The organism is Aeromonas sp. HMWF014 (assembly GCF_963878295.1).
In the GTDB taxonomy this organism is placed as follows: domain Bacteria; phylum Pseudomonadota; class Gammaproteobacteria; order Enterobacterales; family Aeromonadaceae; genus Aeromonas; species Aeromonas popoffii.
The window spans coordinates 1-18,688 of the sequence record NZ_CAWNYS010000311.1 but is presented as its reverse complement, the minus strand read 5'-3'; the positions used below and the strand labels follow the sequence as shown (position 1 = coordinate 18,688).

Annotated in this window: 16 protein-coding genes and 2 pseudogenes; 7 read left to right on the top strand and 11 right to left on the bottom strand. The window is 59.0% G+C overall.

The window, feature by feature from the left end:
* Both AAC083_RS12845 and AAC083_RS12840 read right to left on the bottom strand, forming a co-directional pair.
* A partial coding sequence (locus AAC083_RS12845; RefSeq protein ID WP_181364592.1) for a histidine kinase dimerization/phospho-acceptor domain-containing protein occupies positions 1-1,399 on the bottom strand: 1,399 nt, incomplete at its 3' end.
* Between the two features lie 20 nt (positions 1,400-1,419).
* Entirely contained in the window at positions 1,420-2,604 is a 1,185-nt protein-coding gene (locus AAC083_RS12840) for an FIST signal transduction protein (protein ID WP_108535452.1), read from the bottom strand.
* A gap of 113 nt (positions 2,605-2,717) precedes the next feature.
* Here AAC083_RS12840 and AAC083_RS12835 point away from each other — a divergent pair, with 113 nt between their 5' ends.
* Entirely contained in the window at positions 2,718-3,629 is a 912-nt protein-coding gene (locus AAC083_RS12835; protein ID WP_042034622.1) for a gluconeogenesis factor YvcK family protein, read from the top strand.
* A gap of 49 nt (positions 3,630-3,678) precedes the next feature.
* Here the strand turns inward: AAC083_RS12835 and AAC083_RS12830 are convergent, their stop codons facing one another.
* The 3 genes from AAC083_RS12830 to lpcA form a co-directional block, all read right to left on the bottom strand.
* Positions 3,679-4,014 carry an Hpt domain-containing protein gene (locus tag AAC083_RS12830; RefSeq protein WP_042034623.1) on the bottom strand — a complete coding sequence of 112 codons (336 nt, stop codon included), beginning with the start codon at positions 4,012-4,014 and terminating at the stop codon, positions 3,679-3,681.
* Positions 4,015-4,336: 322 nt separating this feature from the next.
* On the bottom strand, positions 4,337-5,119 hold the full coding sequence (locus AAC083_RS12825; RefSeq protein ID WP_108535451.1) for a class II glutamine amidotransferase: 783 nt from the start codon (positions 5,117-5,119) through the stop codon (positions 4,337-4,339).
* 150 nt (positions 5,120-5,269) lie between these two features.
* Positions 5,270-5,848, bottom strand: a complete 579-nt coding sequence (gene lpcA, locus AAC083_RS12820; protein WP_005309841.1) for a D-sedoheptulose 7-phosphate isomerase — start codon at positions 5,846-5,848, stop codon at positions 5,270-5,272.
* 245 nt (positions 5,849-6,093) lie between these two features.
* On the opposite strand from lpcA, the pseudogene fadE reads away from it, so the two are divergent.
* A pseudogene (gene fadE / locus AAC083_RS12815) lies at positions 6,094-8,549 on the top strand (acyl-CoA dehydrogenase FadE).
* A gap of 165 nt (positions 8,550-8,714) precedes the next feature.
* A complete protein-coding gene (locus tag AAC083_RS12810) occupies positions 8,715-10,232 on the top strand; it encodes an HD domain-containing phosphohydrolase (protein WP_108535450.1) in 1,518 nt (505 codons plus the stop codon).
* A gap of 81 nt (positions 10,233-10,313) precedes the next feature.
* Here AAC083_RS12810 and AAC083_RS12805 read toward each other — a convergent pair whose 3' ends face one another.
* Together AAC083_RS12805 and dnaQ are read right to left on the bottom strand one after the other, a co-directional pair.
* The gene (locus AAC083_RS12805; RefSeq protein WP_108535449.1) at positions 10,314-11,570 is read right to left on the bottom strand and encodes a TIGR03503 family protein; all 1,257 of its coding nucleotides are present in this window, start codon (positions 11,568-11,570) and stop codon (positions 10,314-10,316) included.
* Positions 11,567-12,301 (bottom strand): DNA polymerase III subunit epsilon, encoded by a 735-nt coding sequence (dnaQ, locus tag AAC083_RS12800; RefSeq protein WP_042034628.1) that lies wholly within the window; start codon positions 12,299-12,301, stop codon positions 11,567-11,569. Before dnaQ ends, AAC083_RS12805 begins: the two co-directional genes overlap by 4 nt.
* 75 nt (positions 12,302-12,376) lie before the next feature.
* Between dnaQ and rnhA the strand changes: the two genes are divergently transcribed.
* Positions 12,377-12,841, top strand: coding sequence for a ribonuclease HI (gene rnhA, locus AAC083_RS12795; RefSeq protein ID WP_042034629.1), 465 nt, complete (start codon positions 12,377-12,379; stop codon positions 12,839-12,841).
* A 75-nt stretch (positions 12,842-12,916) separates the two neighbouring features.
* Here rnhA and AAC083_RS12790 read toward each other — a convergent pair whose 3' ends face one another.
* Positions 12,917-13,639: a class I SAM-dependent methyltransferase gene (locus tag AAC083_RS12790; protein ID WP_042034630.1), complete on the bottom strand. Its 723-nt coding sequence runs from the start codon at positions 13,637-13,639 to the stop codon at positions 12,917-12,919.
* A gap of 71 nt (positions 13,640-13,710) precedes the next feature.
* Between AAC083_RS12790 and gloB the strand changes: the two genes are divergently transcribed.
* Both gloB and AAC083_RS12780 read left to right on the top strand, forming a co-directional pair.
* Positions 13,711-14,475, top strand: a complete 765-nt coding sequence (gene gloB / locus AAC083_RS12785) for a hydroxyacylglutathione hydrolase (RefSeq protein WP_108535447.1) — start codon at positions 13,711-13,713, stop codon at positions 14,473-14,475.
* A 69-nt stretch (positions 14,476-14,544) separates the two neighbouring features.
* Positions 14,545-16,092, top strand: a pseudogene (locus tag AAC083_RS12780) (LysM peptidoglycan-binding domain-containing protein).
* Positions 16,093-16,161: 69 nt separating this feature from the next.
* On the opposite strand, the gene AAC083_RS12775 reads toward AAC083_RS12780, so the two are convergent.
* Entirely contained in the window at positions 16,162-17,007 is an 846-nt protein-coding gene (locus tag AAC083_RS12775; RefSeq protein WP_042034632.1) for an endonuclease/exonuclease/phosphatase family protein, read from the bottom strand.
* A gap of 110 nt (positions 17,008-17,117) precedes the next feature.
* Here AAC083_RS12775 and AAC083_RS12770 point away from each other — a divergent pair, with 110 nt between their 5' ends.
* Entirely contained in the window at positions 17,118-17,342 is a 225-nt protein-coding gene (locus AAC083_RS12770; protein WP_042034633.1) for a hypothetical protein, read from the top strand.
* Positions 17,343-17,348: 6 nt separating this feature from the next.
* On the opposite strand, the gene yciA is transcribed toward AAC083_RS12770, so the two are convergent.
* The gene (gene yciA, locus AAC083_RS12765; RefSeq protein ID WP_084204563.1) at positions 17,349-17,747 is read right to left on the bottom strand and encodes an acyl-CoA thioester hydrolase YciA; all 399 of its coding nucleotides are present in this window, start codon (positions 17,745-17,747) and stop codon (positions 17,349-17,351) included.
* 137 nt (positions 17,748-17,884) lie between these two features.
* The gene (locus AAC083_RS12760; RefSeq protein WP_108535453.1) at positions 17,885-18,682 is read right to left on the bottom strand and encodes an SDR family oxidoreductase; all 798 of its coding nucleotides are present in this window, start codon (positions 18,680-18,682) and stop codon (positions 17,885-17,887) included.
* Positions 18,683-18,688: the final 6 nt, after the last annotated feature.

Below are 18,688 nucleotides of genomic sequence, written 5' to 3'. Positions count from 1 at the left end.
GGCTGGTGAACTTCACCGCATTGCCGAGCAGGTTGCTGATCACCTGTGACAGCCGCACCGGATCCCCCTGCAGCTGGGGTGGCACCGCCTCATCCACCCGCCAGCGCAGGACTATGCCCTTGCTCCTGACACGCTCTTGCAGCGGTTCGATCAGGGATTGGCACAGCTGGGCAGGGAGCAGGGTCTCGCAATGAAACTCCAGGGTATGGGATTCTATTTTCGAGAAGTCGAGCACATCGTCGATGATGGTCTGCAGCAGACGAGCCGAGTGGGTGGCATGTCCGAGCAGGGTCTGCTGCTGAGGCTCGAGCTGGGCATGTTGCAACAAATCCAGCATGCCCAGCACCGCATTCATGGGGGAGCGGATCTCGTGGGTCATCATGGCCAGGAACTGTGACTTGGCGCGGTTGGCCGCCTCTGCCTCATCCCGTGCCCGGGCCAGCTCCTGCTCGCGGCGGATCTGGTTGCCCACATCCCGCGCAGTGCCCCGATAGCCGATGAAGATACCGGCAGTGTCGAAGCAGGGCTCGGCATTGATCTCCATCCAGCAGGGCCCGCTGGCCAAGCTGACCTGGGCTCGCACCGCCCGCACCGGCAGATGCTGCTCGATGAGGCGGCGGTACTTGCCCCACTCGGGATCCCGCCGATCATAGACGTAATCGTAGAGACTCTGACCGGGCGGATACGCTTTCACATCCCCCTGATAGCCAGGGGCCGACACATAGCTGAGCCTGTGCTCTGTGTCCGTCTCCCAAAACCAGTCGGAGGCCATTCCGGCGAAGCTGCGAAAACGCTGCTCGCTGGCCTGCAGTGCCAGCGTCTTGAGCTCTACCTGCTCCTGCAAGCGGGCACGATAGGCGATGTTGACCAGCGCCTGGGAGATGAGCGGACGGCAGCGTTGCATCGCCGCCTTACTCTTGAGATCGAAGGTGCCCATCACAGCGTGACGACAGATGAGGACGCCGGAGAAACCGGGCGCGCGCAACCCCGTCATCATGACGCTGGCCCAGCCGGCTACATCGGCCAGTGGCGCCAGCTCAGGCAACTGGGTCGGATCATAGATGACCAGGGTCTCACCCTCGATGGCGCGAGAGAAGAGCGGGGTCAGCGGCCAGTGTCGCCCCACTTCACCATCCTGGGTGCTGAGGTGGGTAATGCCGTCACCAGCCTCCCAGGCCACCACATCCGCATGTTCGAAACCAATGAAGGGCTTGAGCACCTGAATAAGGCTGTCCAGCACCTGCTCCAGGGTCTGGGCATCGGCCAGTGTTGCGACCCCGCACAGCAGGGTCTGCGACTCCTGGCGGTACTTGACCTCGCGTTCCCGACAACGCACCAGCTCCACCAGCGTGGTCTGCAGCTTGTCACCCAGGGCTTCCAATTCCGTATTACCTATCATCTTGTTTCCAGCGCCATATATCAGCTGTCGAGGAAGATCACACTCGATACCATCAGGTTGCCGTGTGCCAGCTCACCGTGGGGCAGACGCCCCTGCTCACCGAAGGTAAACGGGGTAATGAAGGGGATGTCCCCCAGCCGAGTGTGAAATTGATCGACAAATTGGCATAAACTATCACCAAGAGCCAAGCGACAACCAGCACAAAAGATCACAAGGGCCCCGAACGGCCGCATCTCAGCGCTCATGCCGTACTCGGGTTCGATGTGGGTCGCATTCAGACTGCGCTGCAGCAGCCCCTCCTGACTGCTGTACATCAGCAAGAGTCGCTCGCCGAGCTGGATATCGGTAAAGAGGCGCAATCCGCCACCTTCTGTCACCACCTCGGGATGGGATAGCTTGTAATAGGGCATGTCGTCCAGGGTGCCCACCTGGCGGGCCAGCGGCGAGAGGGTGGTATCCCGCAATATGGGGCCCACCGGCCAGGCAGTGGTTCGCCCGGTCCAGCGAGCGTAGACCTCAGCGGCGGGCTCATGATCTATGGTGAGGATCTCGCGCCCCGCCAGGGCTGTGATGGTGCCGCGATGCTCGGTCGGGACATAGCCCGAATGAAACTGGAACGCCAGTTGGCAATCGGGATAGAGCACCGCCAACACGACTCCCTCACGGGCACTGCCCTCATCCCAGCACAGCTGCCAGTCGCCGCTGACACTGTTGTCAGCTGCCGAGCCTCCCACGACAGGGACGCTCGTTCCAAGCTCTGCTTCAATGCTGGCCAACATCGCCTCCTCCTGGCCCGGGCTGGCGTGCAACAGGATGAGCTGAGGCAGCTCGCCGGGACGCCCGCCATCGGCGATGGCGGCACGCAGCAACTGGCGAATATCCACGTCCTCCCCCGCCTGCCCTGCCACCCCGTAGGCTCCCTTGCCATCGTAGAGAGCGGCCACTGCCAGCCCTATCCCCTGACGGGCGTGGTGGCCAACCTGGGTCATGACGCCGCCGCAGGAGCTACAACCGATCAGCCGGGTCGTCGGAAACTGTTGCTTGAGGTGACGACGCAGTTCCTCGGCATCGTGCGCTTGGGTAAAATAGACCAATAACAGTGAAGGGGAATGGGGCGATTGAGCGAGCAGCCGCTCACTGACCTGCCGGGCAGCCAGCAGGGGGGTCTCTTCAAGAGAGTGAGCCGTCAGAAAGTTCAACACCATCTCCTAGTTGTTCGTGATGCTAGGGGTAAGCAAAAATCATACCTTTATCAAACAATTATCTGACTTTATGGGCTAGAATGGACCTCAAATGAGCCCAACCAAAGGACTGCTGCATGTGGCAGAAAAACATCAATGACTTTGATCGGGTCGTCGCCATCGGTGGCGGCCACGGCATGGGCCGCGTGCTCTCTTCACTCTCGTTTCTCGGCCAGCGGCTGACCGGCATCGTCGCCACCACGGACGATGGCGGATCCACCGGGCGCCTGCGCAAGAGTCAGGAGTGTATCGCCTGGGGAGATCTGCGCAACTGCCTCAATCAACTGGTGACCGATCCCAGCATCGGCAGCCTGTTATTCGAATATCGCTTCGCCGGCCGCGGCGAGCTGGCGGGTCACAACCTCGGCAACCTGATGCTGCTGGCGCTCGACAACCTCTGCGTGCGTCCCCTTGATGCTATCAAGCTCATCAGTGACATGCTGAAAATAGAGTCACAATTGTTACCCATGTCAGAGTTTCCCACCGACCTGTGTGCCCACACCGTCTGTGGCAAGCAGATCCTGGGAGAGGTTTCCATCGATCAGCTCGATACGCCACCCCTCTCCCTGAGTCTGAGCCCGGAAGTGCCGGCGACTCGTGAGGCGGTGCAGGCGCTGGCTCAGGCCGACATGATCATACTCGGGCCAGGCAGCTTCCTGACCTCCATCATGCCTCCCCTGCTGCTGGCCGAGGTGGCACAAGCCATCAATGAGAGCGATGCCATGCTGGTGTTCATCTGCAATCTGGTGGCCGAGAGCGGGCCTGCCAGTCAGCTGAGTCTGCTCAACCAATGGCGCTGGCTGGAGTCACGAGTCGGTACGGGTCGCGTCGATGCTATTCTGGCGCCCGCTGGGGAATATCCGGCAGAATTGGCCAGTCGCCTGATCCAAGCCGAGCTGGGCGAGGCCGAACTCCCCCACCGCCACGACAGACTGAAGCTCAAGCTGGCGCTGGATCGGGTGATCCAGCAACTGGTCAATCAACGCTAATGACAGCTATGCGCAGCGGCGAACCGGCTGGTTCCCCTGCGCAGCAAGCTCAGTGGTAGTTGGCAAGGTGAGAGAGCACCTGGGGCAAAGATTGCTCCAGCTGGGTCAGTAGCCGGGCGACGTCGTCGGCATCTTCATGTTTGCAAGCCAGCTCCAGTGCCGCCACCTGCTGGTAACTGAGCTGTGCGCCGTAGCTGCCACAGGAGGATTTCATGCTGTGGGCAAGCCGCGCCAGTGCGGGCCAATCCTGCCGCTCATAGAGTGGACGCAGCTGGGCGAGCTGCTCCCCCACCTCCTCGATAAACACCGAGATCACCACAGGCATCATCTCCTCGCCAATGTCTTCCGCCAGCTGTCGCAGCACCTTTTGATCCAACCATTCCATCCCTCAGTCCTCATTTGGCGGTATTCAAACAGAACATACTATAGATGCCTGGCGTGACAACGTCACTCCTCGCTCGCCTTCTGCTTGTCGACCGGCAAACGGCCGCAAAAACGAAAAGTGTGATCCGGTTCTAGGAATGTGGCGATAGGCAGACCAGATTGGAACATAAACGTTGCCAATCAATTAACATTTATACAACACTGGCGGCAGTGAGAATGATGCGACTCAGCAACACCTCTCTCATCCCTTTTGCCTGTATGGCTGCTGCGAAGAACCAGGGTAGGACTCTACCCTGGTGTTTTTTTATATTTAAATCAGCTAATTACCGAGTCTGACTGCCGCATACGCGCTCACCCAGCCGAAACAGGCTGAACTCGCCGGGCGCCATCCTGACCCAGTTTTCATTGCCAGTCAGTGGACGGGTTGCGATCAGGGTCACCACGTCATCCGGGGTCGTCTCACTCTGGAAATCGATGGCTACATCTTCATCCAGCAACCTCGCCTCGCCAAAGGGCGCCCGCCGGGTGAGCCAGTGCAGGTTGTTGCTGCAATAGGTCATCACAAACTCCCCATCCGACAGCAGCATGTTGAACACCCCGAGCCCGCGCAACTCGTCACACAGGGTGGACAGATAGCGAAACATGGCGGGGAAGTTGGCGGGACGCTTGGGGTATTTCTGCTCCAGCCGGTTGAGTAGCCAGCAAAATGCATGCTCGCTGTCAGTGTCCCCCACCGGGCGGTGCCGCCCGGTGGCGAGTCGCTTGTAACCAGTCAACTGGCCGTTGTGGGCAAAGGTCCAGTAGCGGCCCCACAGTTCACGGGTGAACGGATGGGTATTTTCCAGCGACACGCAGCCCCGGTTAGCCTGCCGGATATGGCTGACTACGGCGCGGCTCTTGATAGGCAACGCCTGTACCAGCTTGGCTATCGGCGACTGGGCGCTGGACTCGGGATCCTTGAAGGTGCGAAAACCCCTCCCCTCATAGAAGGTAATCCCCCAGCCATCCTTGTGGGGCCCCGTCTTGCCGCCGCGCAGCATCAGACCGGTAAAGCTGAAGCAGATATCGGTCGGCACATTGGCACTCATGCCGAGCAGTTCGCACATAACCAGCGGACTCCTTATTACTGGGCATCTTTTTTCAATCAGCAGGACCAGCCCGATGCGAAGCACCGCCGATCCCGCGCCGCTTATCAGGGCAGGTACAACCGAAATATGGCCTGATGAGGCTCGCACATCCCGGCTGACGATACTTCCTTACTTGGCCATCTCTTTTTCGACCAGCTGGATCAGGATATGGATCACCTTGATATGCACTTCCTGAATGCGGTCTGCATAGCCAAAATGCGGCACCCGGATCTCGACGTCGGCCAGACCCGCCATCTTGCCACCATCCTTACCGGTCAGTGCTATCACCTTCATACCCTTGGCATGGGCAGCTTCGATGGCCTTGAGGATATTGCCCGAGTTGCCGCTGGTGGAGATACCAAGCAGCACGTCACCACGACGGCCGACCGCTTCCACATAACGGGAGAACACGTAGTCGTAACCAAAGTCGTTGGAGACGCAGGAGAGGTGGCTGGGATCCGAGATGGCGATACCGGCATAGCCAGGACGATTCTCGCGATAACGGCCGGTCAGCTCTTCGGCAAAATGCATGGCATCGCAGTGGGAGCCCCCGTTGCCACAGGAGAGCACCTTGCCTTCCTGCTTGAAGGAGTCGGCGAGCAGCTTGGCAGCGGCTTCAATGTTTTTCAGATTCTGTTCATCTGCCAGGAACGCCTGGAGCACGCCGGCAGCTTCGGTCAATTCATTGCGGATCAGTTCTTGGTACATGATGTCTCTTCCAAAATGTGGGCGACGCCATTGTCGCACAAGCCAATCCAATCGTCGCCCCCCGCCCCTCAAGATGCCACCGGCAGGACGTTATGCCGATCACATAGCCAAAGTAACGAGCTTGTAAACACCTTGATAAGTTTGTGCGTATGAATTACAACATGGGCCATGTTCAACAGGTCAGACCTCTGAATCAGTTAACCCACTTTTCACCCAACTTCGGCAACTCATGCAAGGAGCGAAATATGACGACGACACTCACTCTGCTCGGGGTGATCCTGGTGATCGGCGCCATGGCTTATCGCCGGGCGTCTCTGTTCACATCCACGCTTGCCACGGCAGCCGCACTTATCGCCGGCACATTCTATGGCCATGTCCCCCTGCTGGTGTGGGTACTGTTCGCCGTGATTGCCATCCCCCTCAATCTGGTGGATTTTCGCCGCAATCAGCTGACCAAGCCGCTGTTTAAGATCTACAAGTCCATCATGCCGGAGATGTCCCGCACCGAGAAGGAAGCCATCGAAGCGGGTACCACCTGGTGGGAAGCAGACCTGTTTGCTGGCAACCCTAACTGGAAGAAACTGCATGCCATCCCGGTCAGCACCCTCTCTGCCGAAGAGCAGGCCTTTATGGATGGTCCGGTCGAGGAAGTGTGCCGCATGGTCAACGACTGGGAAGTGACCCACGAGCGGGCCGATCTCTCCCCCGAGGTGTGGCAATACCTGAAGGACAACAAGTTCTTCGCCATGATCATCAAGAAGAAATACGGTGGTCTGGAATTCTCCGCCTATGCCCAGTCCTGCGTACTGCAAAACTGTGTGGCGCCAGTGCCGTGCTGGCTTCCACCGTGGGCGTACCCAACTCGCTCGGCCCGGGCGAACTGCTTCAGCATTACGGTACCGATGAGCAGAAAGACCACTACCTGCCCCGTCTGGCAATCGGCAAGGAGATCCCCTGCTTCGCCCTGACCAGCCCGGAAGCCGGTTCCGACGCTGGCTCCATCCCCGATTTCGGTATCGTCTGCAAGGGCCAGTGGGAAGGTGAAGAGGTGCTCGGCATGCGGCTGACCTGGAACAAACGCTACATCACCCTCGCGCCCATCGCCACCGTACTGGGCTTGGCCTTCAAGCTGCGCGACCCGGATCATCTGCTGGGTGAAAACGAGGAGCTCGGCATCACCTGCGCCCTGATCCCCACTCATATCAAAGGGGTCGGCATCGGCCGTCGCCACTTCCCGCTCAACGTGCCGTTCCAGAACGGTCCGACTCAGGGCAAGGATGTGTTCGTCCCGCTCGATTTCATCATCGGCGGCCCGGCCATGGCCGGTCAGGGCTGGCGCATGCTGGTCGAGTGTCTGTCGGTCGGTCGCGGCATCACACTGCCCTCCAACAGCACCGGTGGCGTCAAGATGCTGGCCCTGGCGAGCGGTGCCTACAGCCGCATCCGTCGCCAGTTCAAGCTGCCCATCGGCAAGATGGAAGGCATTGAAGAGCCGCTGGCCCGCATCGGCGGCAACGCCTACATCATGGGCGCCGCCGCCAACCTGACCGTGACCGGTATCGACCTTGGCGAGAAACCTTCGGTCATCTCCGCCATCGTCAAATACCACCTCACCGACCGGGCCCAGAAGTGCATCATTGATGCGATGGACATCCACGGCGGCAAGGCCATCTGCATGGGCCCCAACAACTATCTGGCTCGTGGTTATCAGGGTGCCCCCATCGCCGTCACGGTAGAAGGGGCCAATATCCTGACCCGCAGCATGATCATCTACGGTCAGGGTGCTATCCGCTGCCACCCGTATGTACTGCCGGAGATGCTGGCGGCTAGCCATCCCGACAAGGAGCAGGCGCTGAAGGATTTCGACAAGGCGGTGTTCAGCCACGTCGGCTTTGCCATCAGCAACCTGGTGCGCAGCTTCTGGCTCGGTGTGACCGGCGCCCGCTTTGCCTCTGCACCGTACAAAGATCAGACCAAGGGCTACTACCAGCAGCTCTCCCGCCTCTCGGCTAACCTGGCCTTCCTGTCAGATATGGCGATGGGCACCTTGGGTGGCGAGCTCAAGCGCAAGGAGCGGGTCTCCGCCCGCCTGGGTGACGTGCTGAGCCAGCTCTATCTGGCCTCCAGCGCCCTCAAGCGCTATCAAGACGAGGGACGCCAGCAGGCCGATCTGCCGCTGCTGCACTGGGCACTGCAAGATGCCATGTTCAAGGCCCAAGAGGCGATCGACGAGCTGCTGCGCAACTTCCCGAACCGCTGGATTGGCTTGGCGCTGCGCGTCATAGTGCTGCCCCTTGGCCGTGACATGAAGCGTCCGAGCGACAAGCTGGACAGCCAGGTTGCCCGTCTGCTGCAAACGCCAAGCGAGACGCGCAGCCGTCTGGCTCAGGGCCAATACTTGACCCGCGAAGAGGGCAACCCCTTCGGTCTGCTGGAACAGGCGCTCGATGACGTGCTCTCTGCCGAACCGCTGTTTGAGAAAGTATGCAAGGCTGACGGTATCAAGCGTCCGTTTATGCAGCTGAACAAGGTGGCGGATGCAGGTCTGACGCTGGGAGTGCTCAACCAGACCGAGGCTGACCTGCTGCGCCGCGCCGAAGAGAGCCGCCTGCGCACCATCAACGTCGATGATTTCGACCCCATAGATCTGGTTGCCAACAAGGCCCTGTTCGAGCCTTCTGCCTATCACAGAGCAGCCTGACACACAGAAAAGTCGTCAAACGCCTCCCGTTGGGAGGCGTTTTTTATGGGCCCGGATCACGATAACAACAAAGAGATTTCATAGATCAAATTTTATTTCTCAATAAGTTTCCTATCCTTAATGAAGCAGTTAATGTAAGCACAGGATCCCAAACAGGATTGCATGATGGATGACCAAATCCTGATTATTGACGATGACGATCTACCCCTTCTCGATAACCAGCAGGCTGGATGGAAGGTGATGATTGTGGACGATGAACCCGAAGTGCATCGCATCACCAAGATCACCCTGAGCAAGTTTGAATTCGATAACAAACCCATTGAATTTTTGCATGCTTATTCAGCCGCACAGGCCAAGGAGTTGCTCGCCCAGACCCCGGATGTAGCCCTGTTGCTGCTCGACGTCGTAATGGAAGTCGATCACGCCGGTCTCGATGTGGTCAAGTTCGTGCGCGAGGATCTGCAGAACAAGATGGTGCGCATAGTGTTGCGAACCGGACAACCGGGTCAGGCACCGGAAGATGATGTGGTCACCAACTACGACATCAACGATTACAAGGACAAGACCGAGCTCACCTCCCAGAAGCTGCGGACCCTGTTGCGGGCCAGCCTGCGTTCATATCGCGATATACGCACCCTGGAGAGCAATCGTCAGGGACTAGAGAAAGTCATCGAAGCCTCCAAGGGGATCTTTGATAAACGGTCACTGCGCCAGTTTGTCGAAGGAGCTCAGGAGCAGCTCGATGCCCTGATCAATCAGGAAGAATCCCAGATCTATGATGTAAAGCAGTTTACCTACGAGGTACGGGATCAGATCCTGGAGCCACTGCTGCCTGGCCATCCGTCCGTGCGGCTGGTCGATGCCCCTCTGATATTGCGCCAGGCCATGGCCAACCGGGCCAATGTCTATGACGGTAATCAGATGGTGCTCTACTGCCAGAATCCCCGTCATCACCTGCTGTTTCATATCGAGACGACCCGCCATCTCAGCCAGATGGACACGGGTCTGCTGAGCCTGTTTACTGAAAACATCATAGTGGCGCTGGAAAATATCCGGCTCAACGAAGTCATCGCCGACAACCAGCGCGAGATCATTTACCGCATTGGTGAGCTGGTGGAAACCCGCTCCAAGGAGTCTGGCCTGCACGTCAAGCGGGTCGCCCTCTACACCGAGCTGTTCTGCCTGTTGCTCGGTATGAGCGAAGAGCAGAGCGAGCTCATCAAACGCGCCTCTCCCCTGCACGACATCGGCAAGGTAGGGATCCCGGATGCCATACTGCACAAGCCGGGTAAGCTGACCCCGGAAGAGTGGGAGATCATGAAGACCCACGCCCAACTGGGGCAGGATATGCTCTCCGGCAGCGATCTGGCGCTGTTCCAGATAGGCGCCACCATAGCCGGCAACCACCATGAGAAATGGAATGGCAGCGGCTATCCCCGTGGCCTCAAGGGCGATTCAATACCACTCGAGGGGCGTGTGGTGGCGCTGGCCGACGTGTTTGATGCCTTGGGCTCGGATCGCTGCTACAAGAAGGCATGGCCGCTGGATAAGGTGCTCGCGCTGATTGAAGAGGAGAAGGGGCAGCACTTCGATCCCCAGCTGGTGGATCTGATGCTGGCCAATCTGGACAAGTTCCTCAAGATCCGCGATCAGCACAAGGATATCTACGTCGGGGATCACTGATCCTCCCTCACGCCAACCGGCCAGCAGCCACAGATGACAAAGCCGCCTCAACAGGGCGGCTTTGTCATGCAGGGCTGACTCTTACTGCTCGGGCAGGTTCAAGTCCAGCTTGGCCTCGGATTTGGCTCCCTCATTTTCTGCCTTCTGCGCAGCCATCGCCTTTTGCAATGCCCGGCGTTTTTTCAACAGGATGAACCCAACCCCGCCGAGCAGAGCCACCAGGATACCGACGCCGCCCAGCACCCAGAGCAGCCAGCCGCGGCTCTCTTTCTCCTCAAATTTCACCTGGATCGGTACGGCTGCTGAGGCAACGGACGCGGCCGAAGGGGGCTGCGCCAGCACAGGCAAGATGTTGAATGACTTGACCGGCAGAGTGACCTGGATCTCGCGGCCCAAGCGGGTAGTTCCGAACAGGGTGGCGGTCACATCATACTGACCAACCTCCTTGATGGCGGAGAGATCGATCTCCACTCTGGGCTCGGTCGCCACCGCGCTGAACGCCATGCTGGCTCCTACGGTATTGGCAGCCTTGCCCTTGATGATCACGGAGGCGGGATCCAGCTCATCGCTGTCAATCAGGAAGGAGAGCCTGGCACCGTACTCTTTTGACGGCACCGCCAAGCTATAACCGACCGGGAGCGGGTAGATCAGCACATCCTGATGACGGGCGCGTGAGAAGACCTGATTACCGGTGCTGTAGAGCGCTCTATACTTGCCGGCCGGGACATCCAATACCGCCTTGGCAGTCATGATGCCATCACCCGGCACCTCGTCGAGCCCCTTGCCATCATCGCGATAATGTCCAAGTACCTCATCCAGTATGGGCTCGCCCTGCTGCTGGGCATCGTTGAAGCGCTGCAGCTTCACCGTCATGCCGAGATCCGTGAGATAGTAACCCTCTTTGGGCGGGGCATCGTCGATCAGCAACCAGGACTTGAGTTTGACGACTTCCCCCTGATAGAGCTGAGTCGGCAACAGATCGGTTTCCAGTTTGATATTCGACAGGATCCGCACCCTGTTTTCAGGATCCACCTCGCCGATGGCCTGCCAGGGGCCCGGCATGGGGTCACGGATGGTGATGAGATCCTGATCCTTGAGTGCCAGCCAGCCCACATCGGGCGGGGTTACCTTACCGACATACAGCTTGCTGCCATCGGGCCTCACCAGTATCACCGAAGGAGTGCCCGGCTTTCGCGTCACGATGAAAGTGATCTCCTTCACCCCGTAATCGATGCGAAAGCGGTTATCGAGCAGGGGAATGTCAGAGGGGGCAAACACCTCGTTGGCTGTGACCGTCAGTGAGGTCAGCAGCAGCAGGCCACTCCATAGCTTACTCATTGCCGCCACAGGCAGGCTCCTCCTTTCTTCTGGACCAGATCCAGCCTCGCCTCGTGTACGGCTTCGATGTCGGCGCCGGCACGCACTACCTTGAGTGGTGGACGGTTGCTCTCCAATCGACGGATGCTGGTGTCCTGGTTGCGCTCGTTCTCCTGGCTTTCGGTGGCCAGGTTCAGCTTGGTCTGGCCACCCGTCATCAGCAGGTAAACGTCGGCCAGGATCTCCGCATCGAGCAAAGCCCCGTGCAAGGTCCGGTGGGAATTGTCTATGCCGTAGCGATCGCACAACACATCCAGGTTGTTGCGTTTGCCCGGGAAGAGATCCCGCGCCATCGCCAGGGTATCTGTGATGCTGCAGATATCCTTGGTCTTGAAGTTGAGTCCGAGCTTGCCGAACTCATAGTCCATGAAGCTCACGTCAAAGGGCGCGTTGTGTGCGATAAGCTCGGCGCCACGAATGAATTCGATGAAGTCGTTGGCGATCTGGCTGAACGGGGGCTTGTCGACCAGGAAGGCATCCGTGATGCCGTGCACCTGGATGGCCTCGGGATCCACCAGCCGATCCGGCTTGATATAGACGTGGTAGTGATTACCGGTCAGCTTGCGGTTGATCACCTCCACACAGCCGATCTCTATGATGCGGTGCCCCAGATAGATGGGGCCACCGGCGGTGTTCATACCTGTGGTTTCAGTATCCAGAATGATCTGGCGATTCAGTTGGGGTGTGTTCATGATCCAATCTATGTCAAACTTCGGCCTTACCCGCTAGTTTACCCCAAGACTCATGCTAAAAAAGATTGATTGCTCATGTTAAAACACATTGATTTATACACGGATGGTTCCTGCCTAGGCAATCCTGGCCCGGGTGGCTATGGTGCTGTTCTGGTCTATGGCGATCACCGCAAGGAGATTTCCGGTGGTTTTCGGCTGACCACCAATAACCGGATGGAGTTGATGGCCGCCATCATGGGGCTGCGCACTCTCAATGCAGCCTGCCAGGTACGGCTCACCACCGACAGCCAGTATGTGCGCCAGGGGATCACCCAGTGGATCATCGGCTGGAAAAAGAAGGGATGGATGACCTCAAACCGCCAGCCGGTCAAGAACGTCGATCTCTGGAAGGCGCTAGATGCGGAAGTGGCCCGCCATCAAATAGAGTGGCTCTGGGTCAAGGGACACTCGGGTCACCCCGAGAATGAACGCTGCGATGAGCTGGCGCGAGATGCGGCCAGTGGCAAGCAGCTCGCCGAAGACACCGGCTATCAACCCTGATCCCTCTCTCAAGGGGTGACGAGCGTCTTTGACCCGAGCGGTCGAGAGTCGCTCGTCGCTCGTCGAGGGTATGGGTTACCAGCCCTGACGCGCCATGCCCGGTGCCGCAATCGACTCAGGCAAACGCCAGCGACGGCGCACCGGGATGAGTGGAAAACGCCGTTTGCGCGCCGCTATCACATAGACAGATGAAAAGGGTCTGCAGTAATCCCGCCCCACACTCTCCCGCCACCAGCCAATCCGGCTCTGCTTGCCCATAAACGAATAGCCAAAGCGCTCATCAAACATCACCTCGCAACCAAGCAGGTGCAACCAGTCGGTGACCCGCGCCGGGGTGAACATGCGAGCCGACCAGGGCAGATGTTGACGCAGGAAAGGCAGACAATGACCGATACCGACCAGACTGAGCGGGTTATAACCGCTGACGATGAGCCAGCCATCGTCGGTCAGCACACGTTCGGCTTCACGCAGCACCTGATGGGGGTCGGGCGAGAAATCGAGGCAATGGGCGAGCAGACAGGCGTCCACGCTGCCGGTTCGCACCGGCAAGGCCACTGGATCGCCCTTGATATCCAGCAGCCGACCACTGGTCGCCACCCCTATCTGGTGGCGTATGGAAGAGCAGCCACAGGAGAGCTCGGCGCTCAGGGCGCCGACTTTAAGCAGATGATAACCAAACAGATGTGGGCACCAGTTGTCGAGCCGCTCCTGGATCTCGGCCGCCACCCAGTCCCCCATGGGTAATGCCGACCAGCTGGTCGGGATCTCAATTTGTTGTTCGGTACGTGCCACCTGCATAATAGGGCTCAACTTGGGGTTCGAACGCCATCCAGTTATATAAGATACCCTCCATAAAGAGAAGCAGACTCATGTATACCGTTATCACAGTTCCAGCCTTTAACGACAACTACATCTGGTTGATCCGACACGAAAATCACTGTCTGGTGGTCGACCCGGGCGATGCGGTCCCCGTACTGGAGCGGCTGGCAGCGCTGGAGCTGCAACTCGACGCCATCCTGCTGACTCACCACCACCAGGATCATGTGGGCGGCGTCACTGCCCTGCTCACCCAGTTCCCTCACGCAAGGCTATATGGCCCCAAACATGATCCCATGCCCGAGCACCACGGTCAGTGGCTCGATGACGGGGATCAGATCAACTGGCATGGCCTGAGCCTGGATGTCATCCATGTGCCCGGCCATACCCGTGGCCACATCGCCTACCACGGCCATGGCATGCTGTTCTGTGGTGATACGCTCTTCTCCGCCGGTTGTGGTCGCCTGTTCGAGGGGACCCCGGCCCAGATGCATGACTCGCTGCAACGGCTCGCCGCCCTGCCCGACGACACCCTCATCTATTGTGCCCATGAGTACACCCTCTCCAACCTGCGTTTCGCCTACGCGGTCGAGCCTGACAACAGGGCGATCCAGCAGCGGATCGGGCTGATCAGCAAACTGCGTCAGCAGGGCCTTCCGAGTCTCCCCTCCCGGCTGGGGGATGAACGTGAGTTCAACGTTTTTCTGCGTTGCGAGCACGATTCTGTGAAATTTTCTGCTGAGAAATACGCCTTAAAATGCTTGGAAAATCCAGAGGATACTTTCGCCGTGCTACGCAGCTGGAAGGACGTTTTTTGAACAAACCTTGATCAGGGGGCCATTGCCCCTTATGATGCCAGCTGTTTTTCAAGAGATGACCTGAGCGAGATGAAGGTACGAACGGCCTTATTGACGGCGCTGTTTCTCAGCGGCTGCCAAAACCTGAGCCATCAGGATGACCGGGCGCTAACGGCAATCGAGCCGATCAAGTCCCCCCAAGTCAACAAAAAAGCGTATAAAAAACATTCTTCGCGCTTCCTGTTCGGTGACGAACAGATAGACGAACTGAATGACACCGAGAATCTGTGGGTGCGTATCAGCGAGGATATGCAGTTTGATCCACAGGATAACGACCGTGTCCGCCAGCAGCGTGATTGGTTGTTGCGCAATGATAAGCATCTGGCGACCATTGCCAGCCGGGCTGAGCCCTACCTGTATCTGATGGTAGAGGAAATCGAACGGCGTGAGCTGCCAATGGAGCTTATTACCATCCCCATGATCGAGAGCATGTTCGATCCCCACGCCCGCTCCCGGAGCAATGCGGTCGGGCTGTGGCAATTCGTCCCTGCGACCGGCAAGAACTTCGGCCTGCGCCACGACAACTGGTATGACGGCCGCCGCGATGTGCTGGCTTCCACCCATGCTGCGCTGGATTATCTGGAGTACCTGAACCGCTTCTTTGATGGTGACTGGCTGCAAACCCTGGCCGCCTACAATGCCGGTGAAGGGCGTGTGCGCAATGCCATAGTCCGCAATCAGAAGGCCGGTCGTCCAACCGACTACTGGTCCCTCGATCTGCCGCGTGAAACGCGCATGTATGTGCCCAAAATCCTGGCCATGGCGGACATGATCCGCAACGCGGACAAATACAATGTCTCCCTGCCGGTACTGGCCAACAAACCTCAACTGCGGGTGGTTAACACCGGGGGGCAGATCGATTTGAACGTGGCCGCCCAGCTGGCGGGTCTGCGCCCGGCCCAGTTGAAAGAGGTCAATCCGGCCCTGAGCCGCTGGTCGACCTCTCCCCAGGGCCCTTATCGCCTGTTGGTGCCGGTCGAATATGCCGACACCCTGGAGCTGGCCCTGGCCGATCTGCCCCAGAGCGAGCGTATCCGCACCCGCTCCTACCAGGTAGCCAGTGGCGATACCCTCTCCCGCATCGCCCAGAACAACGGGGTGAGCGTGCAGCAGCTCAAACTGGCCAACAACCTGCGTGGCGACAACCTGCGCCGTGGCCAAACCCTGATGATTCCGACCGGTGGCAGCAAACAGGTCACCCGCCAGGCAGCCCAGAGCAAGTCGCAGCAGGTTGCCAGTCACAGCGGCAGCAAGATCCAGTACAAGGTACGTTCCGGTGACAACCTCTGGAGCATCAGCCAGGCGCACGGGGTGACTCATGATCAACTGGCCAAGTGGAATGGTCTTGATACCAAGTCGGCCCTGAAACCCGGCATGAAGCTGGTGGTCTGGACCAAGTAGGACAAGAGCAGCAACAAGTCCATGGGTTATCAGGTTGGTCGGGGTGGCTCACTCCCCTCCATCGCCGCCCGCTTTCAGGTCGCTGCGATGGATGTGATGCGCTGGAATCAGCCCGGCAAGAGCGATGACCTCAAGCCGGCTCAGGAGCTGACCCTGTTCGTGAAGAACAACAGCTGAGTGACCGTCACTTTATAAAAAAACACCCCGCCAAGTGCGGGGTGTTTTTTTTATCGGCGCCGAGGGCCATCAGGGAGTAATGGCCTGGGCCGCGAAGCGTGCAATGATGGGATTGTGATCCGAGGCGTCGGTCGCCGGACTGCTCACTTCCACCAGGTCCAGATTGCGGTAGTAGAGGTGATCCAGCGGACGGCCGAACGCGGTACGGCGCAGATCGGGCACCGGGATGGCCTCCTGCAGTCCCAGCTCGCCCACCAGCTTGTTCAGCCAGAATTCGCGCTTGTCGCTCCAGGTGTTGAAATCCCCCGCCAGAATGACAGGTCCCTGATGGCGATGGATGAGGGCGGTCAGATCATTGAGCTGCTCGCGAAAGGTGGCCATGCCCAGTTCGAAGTTGACCGCATGCAAGTTCACCACCAGCACACCGTCAGGATCGCCCTGCAAGGGGTACAGGCTGACCAGACCGGACTTTGGAATGCGTAGCAGCGGCTCTGGCGAACGAACGCCACAGACGAAGGCCTGTGGCGTTTTGGCGACCGTCATGACGCCAAACGAGACGCCACCCTGGGTGAATGCCTGCAACTGTTGCCACTGGAACTCACCAGCCTTGAGCCACTCCAGCATGTCCGGGTGGGTCGCCGACTCCTGCAGCAGCACCAGATCCTGGGATTTAGCATACTCATCCAACCCCTCGCGCCAGTTTTTACGTTGACCCTTGTAGAGGTTCCAGACAGTGACGCCAAACTCGCGGGGCAAGGCGGTGGAAGCCAGCGCCACCAGTGGCGGCTGCTGGCAATTGACGCCGGGAATGATGCCCTGTGCCGTCACCATATGATCCTGATCCGGCACCTCGAAACAACCGACCAACCCCAACGTCAGCAACGACGTTCCCAGAATGCGATAACTATTTTTCATTGGCTAACAACCACCTGCCTCTGCATTGTGTCATGACCATCACAAATGTCATCGCAACCGACTAGGCTCATGAATCGTGTCCGGCCGGCGCATCCAGAAGGAATTCAACGATGGCGAGACAGTACCAGTACCGCGTGACATTTTATGATCAACAAGGAAATTGTCATCAAGTGGATCTTTCCACCGTCTACCAGATCAGACGGGATCCCCAATGCGATCTCTGCCTGTTCGACAGTGAGCATTGTGTCGGTTCGGAAGAGATGCTGGAACGCATGATACGGCAAAAAACCGGCTTTGAGCAGGAATTATCCATCATCAACGCCCGGCTTATCTGAGCCGGATCAGACTGGAACCGGGCGGGATTTGCCCTGATCGTCGATGGCAACGTAGGTGAAAATCCCCTCGGTCACACAGTAACGCTGGGCTTCGTTTGCACGAAGCACCGGCTTGACCCAGACCTCCAGTTTAAGACGCATGGAGCTGCGGCCAATCTTCAGACAACGCCCATAACAACAAACCACATCACCGACTTTCACCGGGCTGTGAAAGGTCATGCCCTCGACAGAAACGGTACAAATACGTCCTTTTGCCAGCTCCTTGGCCATGATGCCCCCACCTATATCCATCTGGGACATGATCCAGCCCCCGAAAATATCGCCGTTGGGGTTGGTATCGGCTGGCATCGCCAGGGTTCTCAGCAACAGCTCCCCGTCAGGGTGACGTTTTGTATCTACCATCATTACCGCTCTCTCTATCATGGATGGCGGCATGATAGGGGGCGAGCCCCGCCTTGGCAAACCTCAATTACCCCACGGACCCAGCCCTGGCGCTGCATACCACCGCGCGGGAGACGATCCGTGAGCAGGCCAGACGTACCTCAGTTGCCCCGTGCGGCCAGCTCGGCAAACCAGTGGGCCGGATCGGGCCAGCGATAGGCAAAACCGAGGCGCTGACAGATGAGGCTGCCCTCGACCGGGGCAAAGATCCCTGCAGGCTCGATGAAGACGGGGGCCGGCAAGCCGAGCTGGCGGGCCGCAAAGGGATAAAATTGCTCGCGGCGCGGATGAACGGGGGCGCTCAGGTTGTAGGCATCCCGGTTTTCGCCTTGCGCCAGCATCAGCTGGCAAGCGGCCACCACATCATCCAGATGCACCAGGTTCACCGCCTGCCCACCCCCTTCCAGGGTCTTGCCCGCCAGGAAACGCCCGGGATGGCGCTCCGGACCATATAGGCCGGCCGGGCGCAGTACCATGGCACACTCCACACCTGCGTCCAGTACCGCCTGCTCGGCGGCCAGCATCCGCATACCACGAGCGTGGGCAGGGGCAGGCGGTTCATCCTCCCCTTGCCCCGGCGCCCATACCGAGGTGGCGCTCACGAACAGTACCCGCTGCACTCCCGTAGCTTTTGCCAGCTGGCACAGGCAGGCGATGGCCTCAGGGTAATCCTCTGTCTTGCTCGGCGGCACGCAGATCACCAGCTCGCGACACTGAAACGGCAGGGCCTCCAGCTGGACCGACAGTTGCAGCGGCCAGGCAGTTACCCCTTCGGCCGTCAGACGGGCGGCCTTCTCGGCCGAGCTGACCGTCACCACCACGGCCTTGCCTTGCGCCTGCAGCGCCCTAGCCAACGGCAGCCCCAGCCAACCCGCCCCCACTATCCCCGTCTGCTGTATACATTG

Bases quoted from the DNA above. Each gene is read 5' to 3' on its own strand.
- AAC083_RS12840 (WP_108535452.1), bottom strand. From the start codon at position 2,604: ATGGTGTTGAACTTTCTGACGGCTCACTCTCTTGAAGAGACCCCCCTG.
- gloB (WP_108535447.1), top strand. From the start codon at position 13,711: ATGTATACCGTTATCACAGTTCCAGCCTTTAACGACAACTACATCTGG.
- AAC083_RS12805 (WP_108535449.1), bottom strand. From the start codon at position 11,570: ATGAGTAAGCTATGGAGTGGCCTGCTGCTGCTGACCTCACTGACGGTC.
- AAC083_RS12790 (WP_042034630.1), bottom strand. From the start codon at position 13,639: ATGCAGGTGGCACGTACCGAACAACAAATTGAGATCCCGACCAGCTGG.
- lpcA (WP_005309841.1), bottom strand. From the start codon at position 5,848: ATGTACCAAGAACTGATCCGCAATGAATTGACCGAAGCTGCCGGCGTG.
- AAC083_RS12810 (WP_108535450.1), top strand. From the start codon at position 8,715: ATGGATGACCAAATCCTGATTATTGACGATGACGATCTACCCCTTCTC.
- AAC083_RS12830 (WP_042034623.1), bottom strand. From the start codon at position 4,014: ATGGAATGGTTGGATCAAAAGGTGCTGCGACAGCTGGCGGAAGACATT.
- AAC083_RS12775 (WP_042034632.1), bottom strand. From the start codon at position 17,007: ATGAAAAATAGTTATCGCATTCTGGGAACGTCGTTGCTGACGTTGGGG.
- AAC083_RS12770 (WP_042034633.1), top strand. From the start codon at position 17,118: ATGGCGAGACAGTACCAGTACCGCGTGACATTTTATGATCAACAAGGA.
- rnhA (WP_042034629.1), top strand. From the start codon at position 12,377: ATGTTAAAACACATTGATTTATACACGGATGGTTCCTGCCTAGGCAAT.
- yciA (WP_084204563.1), bottom strand. From the start codon at position 17,747: ATGATGGTAGATACAAAACGTCACCCTGACGGGGAGCTGTTGCTGAGA.
- AAC083_RS12835 (WP_042034622.1), top strand. From the start codon at position 2,718: ATGTGGCAGAAAAACATCAATGACTTTGATCGGGTCGTCGCCATCGGT.
- dnaQ (WP_042034628.1), bottom strand. From the start codon at position 12,301: ATGAACACACCCCAACTGAATCGCCAGATCATTCTGGATACTGAAACC.
- AAC083_RS12825 (WP_108535451.1), bottom strand. From the start codon at position 5,119: ATGTGCGAACTGCTCGGCATGAGTGCCAATGTGCCGACCGATATCTGC.